Source organism: Bradyrhizobium sp. CCBAU 45394, from assembly GCF_028128655.1.
Classification (GTDB): Bacteria; Pseudomonadota; Alphaproteobacteria; order Rhizobiales; family Xanthobacteraceae; genus Bradyrhizobium; species Bradyrhizobium diazoefficiens.
This window is the reverse complement of the sequence record NZ_LBIX01000017.1, coordinates 137,984-150,125: the sequence shown is the minus strand read 5'-3', so window position 1 is coordinate 150,125 and position 12,142 is coordinate 137,984. Positions and strand designations below refer to the sequence as shown.

General features: G+C 63.7%; 11 protein-coding genes. 9 read left to right on the top strand and 2 right to left on the bottom strand.

What is annotated here, in order from left to right; genetic code table 11:
- Window positions 1-79: 79 nt before the first annotated feature.
- Complete coding sequence (locus tag WN73_RS10220) at window positions 80-1,861, bottom strand: adenylate/guanylate cyclase domain-containing protein (RefSeq protein WP_028173825.1); 1,782 nt, start codon at window positions 1,859-1,861, stop codon at window positions 80-82.
- Window positions 1,862-2,542: 681 nt separating this feature from the next.
- On the opposite strand from WN73_RS10220, the gene WN73_RS10210 reads away from it, so the two are divergent.
- From WN73_RS10210 to WN73_RS10190, 5 genes are all read left to right on the top strand, one after another.
- Window positions 2,543-2,953: a hypothetical protein gene (locus WN73_RS10210; RefSeq protein ID WP_028173826.1), complete on the top strand. Its 411-nt coding sequence runs from the start codon at window positions 2,543-2,545 to the stop codon at window positions 2,951-2,953.
- 135 nt (window positions 2,954-3,088) lie between these two features.
- A complete protein-coding gene (htpG, locus tag WN73_RS10205; RefSeq protein ID WP_271552601.1) occupies window positions 3,089-4,966 on the top strand; it encodes a molecular chaperone HtpG in 1,878 nt (625 codons plus the stop codon).
- Window positions 4,967-5,092: 126 nt separating this feature from the next.
- Complete coding sequence (locus WN73_RS10200) at window positions 5,093-5,374, top strand: DUF3551 domain-containing protein (protein ID WP_028173828.1); 282 nt, start codon at window positions 5,093-5,095, stop codon at window positions 5,372-5,374.
- A 33-nt stretch (window positions 5,375-5,407) separates the two neighbouring features.
- Complete coding sequence (locus WN73_RS10195; RefSeq protein ID WP_028173829.1) at window positions 5,408-5,677, top strand: DUF3551 domain-containing protein; 270 nt, start codon at window positions 5,408-5,410, stop codon at window positions 5,675-5,677.
- A gap of 176 nt (window positions 5,678-5,853) precedes the next feature.
- The gene (locus WN73_RS10190) at window positions 5,854-6,345 is read left to right on the top strand and encodes a hypothetical protein (RefSeq protein ID WP_271552599.1); all 492 of its coding nucleotides are present in this window, start codon (window positions 5,854-5,856) and stop codon (window positions 6,343-6,345) included.
- Window positions 6,346-6,382: 37 nt separating this feature from the next.
- On the opposite strand, the gene WN73_RS10185 is transcribed toward WN73_RS10190, so the two are convergent.
- Window positions 6,383-7,363 (bottom strand): Bug family tripartite tricarboxylate transporter substrate binding protein, encoded by a 981-nt coding sequence (locus WN73_RS10185; RefSeq protein WP_028173831.1) that lies wholly within the window; start codon window positions 7,361-7,363, stop codon window positions 6,383-6,385.
- A 230-nt stretch (window positions 7,364-7,593) separates the two neighbouring features.
- Between WN73_RS10185 and WN73_RS10180 the strand changes: the two genes are divergently transcribed.
- The 4 genes from WN73_RS10180 (at window position 7,594) to WN73_RS10165 (ending at window position 12,101) form a co-directional block, all read left to right on the top strand.
- Complete coding sequence (locus WN73_RS10180) at window positions 7,594-9,408, top strand: long-chain-acyl-CoA synthetase (protein ID WP_028173832.1); 1,815 nt, start codon at window positions 7,594-7,596, stop codon at window positions 9,406-9,408.
- Between the two features lie 363 nt (window positions 9,409-9,771).
- The gene (locus WN73_RS10175) at window positions 9,772-10,017 is read left to right on the top strand and encodes an acyl carrier protein (RefSeq protein ID WP_007597226.1); all 246 of its coding nucleotides are present in this window, start codon (window positions 9,772-9,774) and stop codon (window positions 10,015-10,017) included.
- The gene (locus WN73_RS10170) at window positions 10,004-11,386 is read left to right on the top strand and encodes a class I adenylate-forming enzyme family protein (RefSeq protein ID WP_028173833.1); all 1,383 of its coding nucleotides are present in this window, start codon (window positions 10,004-10,006) and stop codon (window positions 11,384-11,386) included. The genes WN73_RS10175 and WN73_RS10170 overlap by 14 nt, the downstream gene beginning before the upstream one ends.
- Window positions 11,379-12,101: an SDR family NAD(P)-dependent oxidoreductase gene (locus WN73_RS10165; protein ID WP_028173834.1), complete on the top strand. Its 723-nt coding sequence runs from the start codon at window positions 11,379-11,381 to the stop codon at window positions 12,099-12,101. The genes WN73_RS10170 and WN73_RS10165 overlap by 8 nt, the downstream gene beginning before the upstream one ends.
- The last annotated feature ends 41 nt before the right edge of the window (window positions 12,102-12,142 follow it).

Sequence of the window (12,142 nt, the reverse complement as noted above, 5' to 3'; positions counted from 1 at the left end):
TGATCTGCTTGGTATGGCCTTTCGGCCCGCCCTGATCGCGGCGGCCTCGGCTGCTCGAGAGGCGCGACTGGCATCACAACTATTCCGGAACTCCAGCCATGTGCAGGCCCTTTACGAGGCGCCTGCTTCCTGCGCGGAATGTAGGATCGTCCGAAAGCCAAACATTCTTCAGGCGACGAATGGCGAAAGCGGGATCCAGTGCAAGTCCGTCTCGCTTGGCTGCCACCGCATCATCCATCTTTCCGATGAGGGCTAGAACCGCTGCTGATACAAAATGGGCAACGGGGTAGTTTGGGTTGGCCTTTATGCTTCGCCGTAACCACTCAATCGCCTCGCCCTCGGCTCCGAGGCATAATTTGGCTAAGCCAACGCAGCACAGCCACCGATGTGCGCCGTCGTCACGTGGAGACAGGCGCAATGCATCTCGTACGTATCCCTCCATTTCTTCTGGGTGACCGAGAAGCATTTTTGCGACGCCAAAGAGAGCATGAGCCTCCGCCAAATTTCGGTTCAGAGCCAGTGCGCGCTCGCATTCGGCAACTCCTTTCTCCGCGCGCTGCGTACATACTTGCACGACGCCTAAAGCCATGTGAGCGAGAGCGTGTTGCGGGTCTAACGAAAGCGCTTTCATTGAAGCCGCCTCTGACGCCGCGAAATATCGGCAAGGGTCATCAGCGAAAACAACGCTAGCCATTGCCGCATCGACCAGCGCGATCCCTACCAATGCCTCAACGTTATCCGGCTCAAGTCCCAAGGCCCGCTCAAAGAAGCTTCGAGCCTGCCTCAGGTGAGGAGAAGTCCAACTCTTGTTCCAAAGGGCCATTCCTTGGAAATAAAAGTCCAACGCGCTCGGTTGCAATGAGCGTTCCGCCCGCCGTGCCTCCGCAGCGATAAGTTGGGCATTAAGCGCGTTGGCCAATCTCGACACAATTTCGTCCTGCATCTCGAAGAGATCGGCTAGGGGTTTGTCAAAGCGGTCCGCCCAGAGGTGGCTTCCTGTTTCAGTGTCGACCAGTTGGACATTCACTCGAAAGCGGTCTCCGCTGCGCTGTACGGACCCTTCGAGCACGTAGCGAACGTCAAGGTCGCGGCCAATCTGCTTCAGGTCGATCGGCTTGCCTTTGTAGGTATATGCAGTGTGGCGGCCGATCACGAGCGATCCACTGATGCGCGACAGGTCGGTGGTCAGGCTCTCGGTCACGCCATCGACGAAATAATCCTGCAAGGGGTCGCCGCTAAGATTGGCGAAAGGCAGCACGACAATGGAGAGGCGGGGCGGTGAGCGGGGCACCTTCGCGCCAACGGGTCTTTGGGGGTAGAGGCCATCTAGGAGGGCGGCATAGGTTTGGATCGGAAGATCAATATTCTTGAAAGTCTGCTCTCCACAATTTGCAAACTCAATGCCGACCTTGCCCCTGATGTGATCGTAGGCAGACGAGGAAATGCAGATTCCGCCGGGGTCAGCGATACTCTCTAGCCGTGCCGCGATATTGACGCCGTCACCAAAAACATCATGCGGTTCGACAATCACATCGCCTACATTGATGCCGACGCGAAAGGCAATTCGTCGTTCTTCCGCATCGGCGGCGGTAAGCTCCCTGATGCGAGTCTGAAACTGCACTGCGGCGCGAACCGCTTCGACCGCGCTTGGAAACTCTGCCAAGAACCCATCGCCGGTGTTCTTCACGATCCGGCCTCCGTGTTCGGAGATGGCAGGCGCGACCCCTTCGGCAAGGAGACTTGTCAATTTGGAGTGGGTTGCTTCTTCGTCATGGTGCATTAGCCGCGAATAGCCCGCCACGTCAGCGGCCATTATCGCTGATAGCCTGCGTTCAAGACGAACCGGCCGCTCCTGCTCCATGGCAATATTCCAACCCACTGTCGCTGGTGGCGGATCAGAGAAGTGCCGAACGCGCTGTTCTCGTTTCCATCATGCCCACGCGGAGGCAGGGGGTCAAAATGATAGTGGGTCCAAGTCGCAATTTTTCAGCCGCTACGGCTGATCTAGCGGGCGTTTCCGAAATCCGACCTGCTCTTTTCTCCGCGCCTTCGCGCTCGCAATCCGCTCGAGCTGCCGGCCGCGGCGAAGGTTGATCCCGAATTCGGCAAATACGTCGAGCCTATTGAAGGCCCCCTTGCCCGCCGCGAACTGCAGTAATCTCAAGGCGATGATCGGGCCGGAAACCTCTACCGCGCGTCGCGGACTTCAGGGACGAGGAAAATTCGGCTTGGAAAGAGCTTCTGCCATGGGGCAGAGGCGGCCGAGAGGGTGCCAAAATTCTCTCGCCCAATAAGAAAAGAAAAAAAGTAAGGCGCGACTGGCATCACCACAGTCGCGCCCTACGTCGCCGGCTTATGGGGCAGGGGGGAATAGCCGGCTGTTGATACGACTCCCAGGCGCGGAAGTCGTTCCAGGGCTCCCGAAATATTTTTCGCGGCGCGACCTTTTTCGCACACGGTTAAGTGATCGTGACTGCCGAGAACCCCCGCTCCTCCGGCTGCGTTGTTCCCGCGATCGCCATGGGGCGAGGGGTCGACAGCCATGTCACAGATTCAAAAGGTATTTTTGGGCGCCGCCGCGATTGCCGCGATGCTCGGCGCGGCGCAGGTGCAACTGGCCTCCGGCCATGATCTGGCCGACCGCTGGCAGGCGGTCGCCGACAAGCCCGGCCACGACGTCAATCGGACCGGCAAGGCCGACCGGCTCGCCGAGATCAAGTCGGCGGCGGTTCCCACCCGCACCGTGTCGATGCGGCTGAACGACCTTGCCGATACCTCGGTGCTGCTGCGGGTCCCCGCGGTGATCGAGACCGGCAATGCAAAGCCGCCGGTGACGCTCCAGAACCAGAATCAGAAGCAGGGCCGCAACAAGCCGACCATCGCCTGCGAGCCGATGGTCAGCTCCCTGACCGAGGTCGCCAAGCTGCTCCAGCCGGGCCGCTGCGTGACCTGATCGCCCCAGGCCAAGGGACAGGTCAAGGGACAGGCTGCCTCTGCCGCGGGCAGGGACGGCTGCTCACGTCCTCTTGATCCGCCGTCCCATCGCGTTATATCCCGGTTTTCCCCTTTTGATTGACCGGGTAAACGCATGACGACGTCAGATACAGCTGTGCATACGCAGCCCTTCCAGGCCGAGGTTTCCGAGCTGCTGCACCTCATGGTGCACTCCGTCTATTCGGAGACCGACATCTTCCTGCGCGAGCTCGTCTCCAACGCCTCGGATGCCTGTGACAAGCTCCGCTACGAGGCGATCGAAAGTCCCGCGCTGCTGGGCGAGGGCGACGCGCTCAAGATCCGCATCATCCCGAACAAGACGGCCGGAACGCTCACGATCGCCGATAACGGCATCGGCATGGAGCGGCAGGAGCTGATCGACCATCTCGGCACCATCGCCCGCTCTGGCACCAAGGCGTTCGTCTCGAAGCTGAAGGAGGCCAAGGACGGCCTCGGCCTGATCGGCCAGTTCGGCGTCGGCTTCTATTCCGCCTTCATGGTCGCCGACAAGATCGTCGTCGTCAGCCGCCGCGCCGGCGAGAGCGACGTCTGGAGCTGGACGTCCTCCGGCGGCTCCGGCTTCGAGATCGCGCGGGCCAGCGAGGAAGACGCGGCGCGCGTGACATGCGGCACCGAGATCGTCCTGCACCTGAAGGACGACGCCAAGAAATATCTCGAGACCTACGAGATCGAGCGCATCGTCGGTGCCTATTCCGACAACATCCTGTTTCCCATCGAGCTGGTGCCGGAAGAGGGCGAGCCGCGCCAGATCAACTCGGCGAGCGCGCTGTGGCAGCGATCGAAATCGGAGCTTTCAGCCGAGGACTACAAGAAGGCCTATCAGCAGATCGCCTCCGCCTTCGACGACCCTGCGATGACGCTGCACTACCGCGCCGAGGGCCGCTACTCCTACGCTGTGCTGCTGTTTGCGCCGTCGACCAAGCCGTTCGACCTGTTCGAGCCCTCGCGCAAGGGGCGCGTCAAGCTCTATGTCCGCCGCGTCTTCATCACCGATGATGCCGATCTGCTCCCGGGCTATCTGCGCTTCATCCGCGGCGTCGTCGACAGCGAGGATCTTCCGCTCAACATCTCGCGCGAGATGCTCCAGAACAATCCGCAGCTCGTGCAGATCCGCAAGGCCGTGGCGACCCGTGTCGTGTCCGAGCTCGAGGGCCTCGCCGAGAAGGACGCGGAGAACTTCGCGAAGATCTGGGATGCTTTCGGCGCGGTGCTGAAAGAGGGCATCTACGAGGATTTCGAGCGTCGCGAAAAGCTGCTGGCGCTGTCGCGCTTCACCACCACGACGGGCGAGAAGCGGTCGCTGAAGCAGGTTGTCGCCGATTTCAAGCCGAACCAGACCGAGATCTATTATCTCGTCGGTGACAGCATCGAACGGCTGAAGTCCAACCCGCGGCTCGAGGCGGCGACCGCGCGCGGCATCGAGGTGCTGCTGCTGTCCGATCCGGTCGATGCCTTCTGGACCTCGATGCCGACGGAGTTCGAGGGCAAGCCGCTGAAGTCGCTGAGCCTGGGCGATCTCAATCTCGACCTGATCCCGCGCGTCGACGCGACGGACGAGGCGAAGAAGGACGAGCCGGAGGCGGACGAGGCCGCCACCATCGCGGTGATCAAGGCCGCCCTCGGCGAGCGCGTCAGCGACGTCAAGGCGTCCACGCGCCTCACCAGCTCGGCCTCCTGCCTCGTTGCCGACAGCCAGGGGCCGAGCCGCGAGCTCGAGCGAATCCTGTCGCAGCAGAACCGCGGCATGCGCGCCAAGCCGGTCCTCGAGATCAATCTGCGCCATCCGATGGTGGGGGCGATCACCAAGGCTCAGGCCGGCTCCAAGGCCGTCGACGATCTCAGCCTGCTCCTGCTCGAGCAGGCGCAGATCCTGGACGGCGAGTTGCCGGAGGACCCGGCGGCGTTTGCGGCGAGGTTGAACCGGCTCGTGTTGCAGGGGCTCGGCGGATAGCGCCGCGGCGCACCGCCTCACCTTGCCGTCATCTGTACTTCGGAACAGTCGCCTCCGGCGTGGTGTTATGCCATATCAGGCCGTCGGCACCCGATCCGCCGACGCTACCGATTCGAGGATGTCTCCATGCGTTTGCCGATCCTGACCCTCACCGCGATTGTCACGCTGTTTGCTGCGGCAGATGCGCGCGCCCAGACCTATGACCCGCGCTATCCGGTGTGCATGCACGTCTACACGCCCGGCGGTTGGGGCGGCGGCGGCGACTATTACGACTGCTCCTTCACCTCGCTGCCGCAGTGCCGCGCCACGGCGTCGGGCCGCTCCGCGAGCTGCGACCTCAATCCCTATTACGCTTTTGACGAGCCTCCGCCGCCGCCGCGCCGGCGTCACAAGAAGGTGCAACAATAGCGATCCGCGATGCGGCACGCTGGAGCACTGCTCATGCGTTTCTCGTTCGGCCTGATCGTAAGCATCGGTGCGGTGGTCGCGGCCGCGCCGTCGCATGCGCAAACCTTCGATCCCCGCTATCCCGTCTGCATGCACGTCTATTCCGGCTCGAGCGGCGGCGGCGGGGAGTGGTATGACTGCTCCTTCACCTCGCTGCCGCAGTGTCGCGCCACGGCGGCGGGCCGCGCCGCGACCTGCGATCTCAATCCGTATTATCCGGTCAGCGTGCCGTCGCCGCGCCAGCGTCACAGGCGAAGCGGCTAGCGCTGACTACGCGGCCACCAATCCCTGTGCTTTCACCAGTCGCCAGCGCCTCCTGCGGTTGACCCAGATCAACGCGCGGAATTGCAATCCTCGTCACCCTTGTCTCGAAGCTCGGCATCAGGAGCCCGGCATCACGCCGGCCTGTTAGATCGGGCGCTTGAGGCGAGGACATCTGCATGAACAAGCGCACCGTTATCACGCTCATCGGCGCGGCCTTTGGTTTGATCGCCGTTTCCCAGCCGGCCCGCGCGGACATGATCGCGCGTTACGAATGCAGCACCGCCGGTTTCTATAGCCAGGAGCCGATCGGCGACCGCCCCGACCACAATTTGGTGACTCAGGACTACGTCTGCGTCGGTGTCGATGGCCTGCTGAAAGGCGCGGTCTATTCCGCCTCCAATGCGGTGGAATGGGACGGCCCAAAAGCGATCATCGTATTCGGTGGTGGCGTGCACCGGATTCCCGGTGGACGTCTCGTCACGCAACTGATCGAAGGCTCCGCTCAGGCGGTCATGAAGGACGGCAAGCCCATTGGCGTCGAGTCCTCGGGCAAGGGGATCGTCAAATTCGGTTCGGGTCCGTTCGCCGGGTTGAGCGGCAAAAGCGTTAAGTTCGTCACCACTCCCGTCAATCCAATCCGGTTCAACCTCGAATTCACGGCAGACTGACGCCGCTGCGGAGGCGTGGCTTGCACCTCGGGAAACGCTATTCCTTCTTGATCCCCGACAGCTCGACCACCTTGCGCCAGCGCTCGGTCTCCGCCGTCAGCATGCCGCCGAACTCGCCGGCATTGCCGTGCAGCGGGATCGCGCCGAGTTCGGCGATGCGGACCTTGATCTCGGCGTCGGAGAGCGCGGTGTCGATCTCGCGATTGAGAAGATCGACGATCTCGCGCGGCGTGTCGTGCGGGGCGCCGACGCCGTAGAATGAGCTCGTCTCGTAGCCGGGCAGCGTCTCCGCGATCGGCGGCACGTCCGGCAGGATCTCCGAACGCTCGCGCGTGGTGACGCCGAGCGCGCGCAGCTTTCCGGCGCGCACCAGCTCGAAGGACGAGGTGACGTTGTCGAACATGCCCTGGATCTGGCCGCTCATCACGTCGGTCAGGCCCGGCGCCGAGCCGCGATAGGGGACGTGGGTGAACCGCACGCCGGCCAGCGACTTGAACAGCTCGCCGGACAGATGCAGCGAGGTGCCGATGCCGGAGGAAGCGATCGACATCTGGCCGGGATTGGCCTTGGCGTAGGCGATGAAGTCGGCGACGGTCTTCACCGGCAGGTCGTTGTTGACGACCAGCACCAGCGGAATCCGCGCGACACCCGCGATCGGCGCGATGCTCTTGGCGAAATCATACGGCAGCGAAGGATCGAACGAGGCGTTGATCGCGTTCGCGGTCGAGGTCAGCAGCAGCGTGTAGCCGTCAGGGGCGGACGTGATGACCGCCTGCGTCCCGATATTGCTGCCGGCGCCCGGCTTGTTCTCGACGACGAAGGTCTGGCCGAGCCGGTCGGACAGGCGCTGGCAGAGCAGCCGCGACAGCACGTCGGTGGCGCCGCCCGGGGCATAAGGCACCACCCATTTCACGCTGCGCGATGGATAGGAGGGGTTGCCGATCGCAAAGGCGCGCGGCGCTACTAGCGCAGCGACGGCACAGGCGGCGGTGTGGAGGAAATGTCGCTTGGTGATCATGGTCGTCTCCAATTCCCCTGTCCCCGCAGCCGAGGCGAGGACACGCGCAGCGCGCCCAAATGACTCGTCTTGGTATCGCAAGAATTGCGCTGCGGCGCACGCCGATCCCACCGGCTTGGTAAAGGATGACTAGAGTTAATCGCGCACTAACCGGCTTTTACCTTGTCTCTTAACACCTGGGCAGGGCGCGCGGGCTAAGCTTGGGGAACCAGCAGACACGTTCCGAAAGTATGAACGGCATGACCACCGGCGTCATCGAGCAACCGAAGGCCGCGCGCGCGCCATCGGCGTCAAAGATCTGGCTGAAGGCGATCGAGCTGACCGCGCGGATCGAGACGCTGCCGGGCCGGCTGTTTGCCGACGTCGTCGACGATTGGGCGCAGCGTCAGCCCGACCGCGTCGCGCTGATCACGGATGACGCAGCGCTCGACTACGAAGGTTTGTCGAAACGCATCAACCGCTATGCGCGCTGGGCGCGCTCGGTCGGTGTGAGCAAGGGCGAAACTGTCGGCCTGATCATGCCGAACGGCCTCGACTACGTTGCCGCCTGGCTCGGCATCAGCCGGATCGGCGGTGTGGTCGCACTGATCAATACAAAGCTTGTCGGGCAATCGCTCGCGCATTGCCTCGATGTCGCGAGGCCCCTGCACATCATCGTCGCGCACGACCTGGTGGAGACGCTGGAGAGTGCGAAGCCACATCTGAAGACCGAGGCCGAGGTCTGGACCCATGGCGATGCCCGCAGCGAGCGGGCCATCGACGTCGCGCTTGCCGCGCTCGACGACGGCCCGCTTTGTCCCGGAGAGCACGGCGACGTCACCATCGATGATCGCGCGCTGCTGATCTACACGTCCGGCACGACAGGCCTGCCCAAGGCCGCCAGCATCAGCCATCGCCGCATCCTCAATTGGGGCTTTTGGTTCGCCGGCCTCACCGGCGCCGGCCCACAGGACCGGCTCTACGATTGTCTGCCGCTGTTCCACTCGGTCGGCGGCATCGTCGCGCCGTGCAGCATGCTGGCCGCCGGCGGCTCGGTGGTGATCGCGGACAAGTTCTCGGCGTCGAATTTCTGGTCCGACATCGTGCGGCACGACTGCACGCTGTTCCAGTATATCGGCGAGCTCTGCCGCTATCTGCTCAAGGCGCCGCCGTCGGAATACGAGAACCGCCATCGGCTGCGGCTCGTCTGCGGCAACGGCCTGCGCGGCGACATCTGGGAGGACTTTCAGACCCGCTTCGCCATTCCTCGCATCCTCGAATTCTATGCGGCGACCGAAGGCAATTTCTCGCTGTTCAACGTCGAGGGCCAGCCCGGCGCGATCGGCCGCATCCCGCCGCTGCTCGCGCATCGTTTCCCCGCGAGCCTCGTCAAGCTCGACCCTGACAGCGGCGCGCCGTTGCGCAATGAAGAGGGTCTTTGCATCGCCTCCGCCCGCGGCGAGGCGGGCGAGGCCATCGGCCGCATCGGCACGGCGGACCAGGGCGGCGGCCGCTTCGAGGGCTACACGGACGCCGGGGAGACCGAGAAGAAGATCCTGCGTGACGTCTTCGCCAGGGGCGATGCCTGGTTCCGCACCGGCGATCTGATGCGGCTCGACGACAAGGGCTTCTTCCATTTCGTCGATCGCATCGGCGACACCTTTCGCTGGAAGGGCGAGAACGTCGCGACCTCGGAGGTCAACGACGCCGTGCGCGATTTTACCGGCGTCATCGACGCCACCACTTACGGCGTCAGCATCCCTGGCACCGACGGCCGCGCCGGCATGAGCGCAATCGTCGTGAACGAGGGATTTGACGTCGCGGCATTGCCCGCGCATCTCGCACAGCGCCTGCCGGCCTACGCCCGCCCGGTCTTCATCCGCATCTCGCGCGAGCTCGATGCGACCGAGACGTTCAAGCAGAAGAAGGGCGAGCTCGCGCGCGAGGGATTCGACCCCGGCGCGATCTCCGAGCCGCTGTTCATGGCGGAGCCGAAATCCGGCGACTATGTCGCACTGACTTCCGAGGCTTATGCGCAAATCGTCGACGGTGCGATCAGGTTCTAAACGGATAAACGAGAATCGCCGCCACGAACTCCCTGCGTTCCCTCCCCCCCTTGTGGGGGAGGGTTAGGGAGGGGGTAGCCCAGCAAAAGGTGTCTGAGAGTTCGCAAGCTGCCTGGAAGCGATGGAGGGAGTCCCCGTGTGGCCCCCCTCCCTGCCCCTCCCCCACAAGGGGGGAGGGAATGAGAGAGTAGTGCTCACCTCACTTTGAACTCACGGCAAAATCCGCCAGATAGGTCCAATTTTATCTGAATTGTCCAAGAAGCCATTTACTTCTGTCGGGTAAGCAGACGGCCATGGGGAGGCGGTCATCAAGAGCCGCCGCAAGACATACGATCGATCAACAAAGCAAGAGGCAAGCCAGCCATGTCGGTAAGGTCCAAGGTCATTGAAGCGATCCAGCAGATCGCCAAGGAACAGCACGTCGCGCTTCCCGCGCTCTCGGATGATCTGTCCCTGCACGAGACGGGTTTCGACTCGCTCGCCTTCGCGATCCTTGTCGCTCGGCTCGAGGACGAGACCGGTGTCGATCCGTTCACCATTTCCGAGGACGCAGCGTTCCCCGCCACGGTCGGCGATTTCGTGCGGGCCTACGAAAATGTCCCCGCGTGAGATCTTTGCGCTTCGCGATCATCTCGGCGCGGAGCTGAAGGGCCGTACGCTGTCGGATGCGCACGATGTCGTGTCGCTGACCGACATCCTGTCGCAGACGGTCCTGGGCGGCCGCCTGCGCGAGCTGTCCGGCCGCGCGGTGCTGCTCAAATTGTCCGACCAGCTCCGGTCGGGCCTTGCCATGATCGAGCTCGACGGCATCGCCCGCCGCATGCTGCTGTGTCCGCCCGATCTCAATCCGGCGTATCTGGACGCGCTGATCGCGGATGCCGGGATCGATGCCGTCGTCACCGACGAGCCCGATCGCTGGGCTGAGACCGGCGTGCCGCTGGTCGTCACCGCACAATTGCCGCTTCAAGCCACCGCGCCCGCGCAGACCGAGCGCGTCACCGAATGGCTGATGCTGACCTCGGGCACGTCAGGCGTGCCGAAGATCGCCGGCCATACGCTGGAAGCGCTGACCGGCGCGATCGTCGCCGAAGGCCCCGCGCGCGGACCGGCGCCGGTGTGGGCGACGTTCTACGACATTCGCCGCTATGGCGGCCTCCAGATCTTCCTCCGCGCCATCCTCTCCGGCGGCTCCATGGTGCTGTCGGATCCGCATGAGGCCCTCGCCGATCACGTCGCGCGGCTGAACGCGCGCGCGGTCTCCCACATCTCCGGCACGCCCTCGCACTGGCGCAAGCTTCTGATGAGCGGCTCGGCCGCGCAATTCGCGCCGGCTTACGTCCGTCTCTCCGGCGAGATCGCCGACCAGGCGGTGCTCGACGGCCTGAAGGCGGCATTCCCGAATTCCTCGGTCGGCCATGCCTACGCCTCGACCGAGGCCGGTGTCGGCTTCGCCGTGAATGACGGGCTCGAAGGCTTTCCGGCCGACTATCTCGGCAACCGCAACGGCGTCGAGATGAAGGTCGTGGACGGCTCGCTGCGCATCCGCTCGATGCGCACCGCACATGCCTATATCGGCCGCGACGCCGCCGCACTCACCGATGATGACGGATTTGTCGACAGCGGCGATATTGTCGAGCTGCGCGGCGACCGCTATTATTTCGTCGGCCGCCGCGGCGGCATCATCAATATCGGTGGGCTGAAGGTCCACCCCGAGGAGATCGAGGCTGTCATCAATCGCCATTCCGACGTCCGGATGTCGCGGGCCAAGTCGCGGAAGAGTCCGATCACCGGCGGCATCGTGGTCGCCGACGTGATCCTCGCCGACGGCACCGACCAGGCGCGCGCGAAGGAGATTCGCGACCAGATCCTGGATCAATGCCGCGCGCAGCTCGCTTCCCACAAGGTGCCGGCGGTGATCCGCTTCGTCGAGACGCTCGACGTCACCCCGGCCGGCAAACTGGCGCGCACCGATGCATAATGTCCTCGTCACCGGCGGCAGCCGCGGTATCGGCCTTGCGATCGGCAAGCGTCTGGCTGGCACCGGCTACAACGTGATTGCCGCAGCGCGGCGCGAGAGCGACGAGCTCAGGGCCGCCATTGGCGAGTCCGAGGGCCGTCTGCATTTCCGAGCCTGCGATCTCGCGGTGATCGACGCGATTCCCGCTTTCGCAAAGCTCGTGCGCGACGAATTCGGCCCGATCTACGGCCTCGTCAACAATGCCGGCCTCGGCACCGAAGGCCTGCTCGCGACCATGCACAATTCCGAGATCGAGGCGCTGGTGCAGCTCAACGTGCTGTCGCCGATCATTCTCACCAAATATGTCGCACGGCAGATGATGGCCGATGGTGCCGGCCGCATCATCAACATCTCCTCGATCATCGCGACGACCGGCTATAACGGCCTGTCCGTCTATGGCGCGACCAAGGCGGCCGCCACCGGCTTTACCCGCTCGCTCGCACGTGAAGTCGGCAAGCTCGGCATCACCGTGAACGCGATTGCGCCTGGTTTCATCGACACCGAGCTGACTCACAATCTCTCCGACGAAGGACGCAAACGCATCGCGGGCCGAAGTGCATTGCGCCGGCTGCCGGAGACGGAAGACGTCGCACGGATGGTGGAATATCTGCTCGGCGATGGCGGCCGCAACGTCACGGGCACCGTGTTCACGGTCGACGCCGGGAACACGGCGTAAGGCGGAACTTCACCGCCACAATTGCATTGATTCGGCGCAAT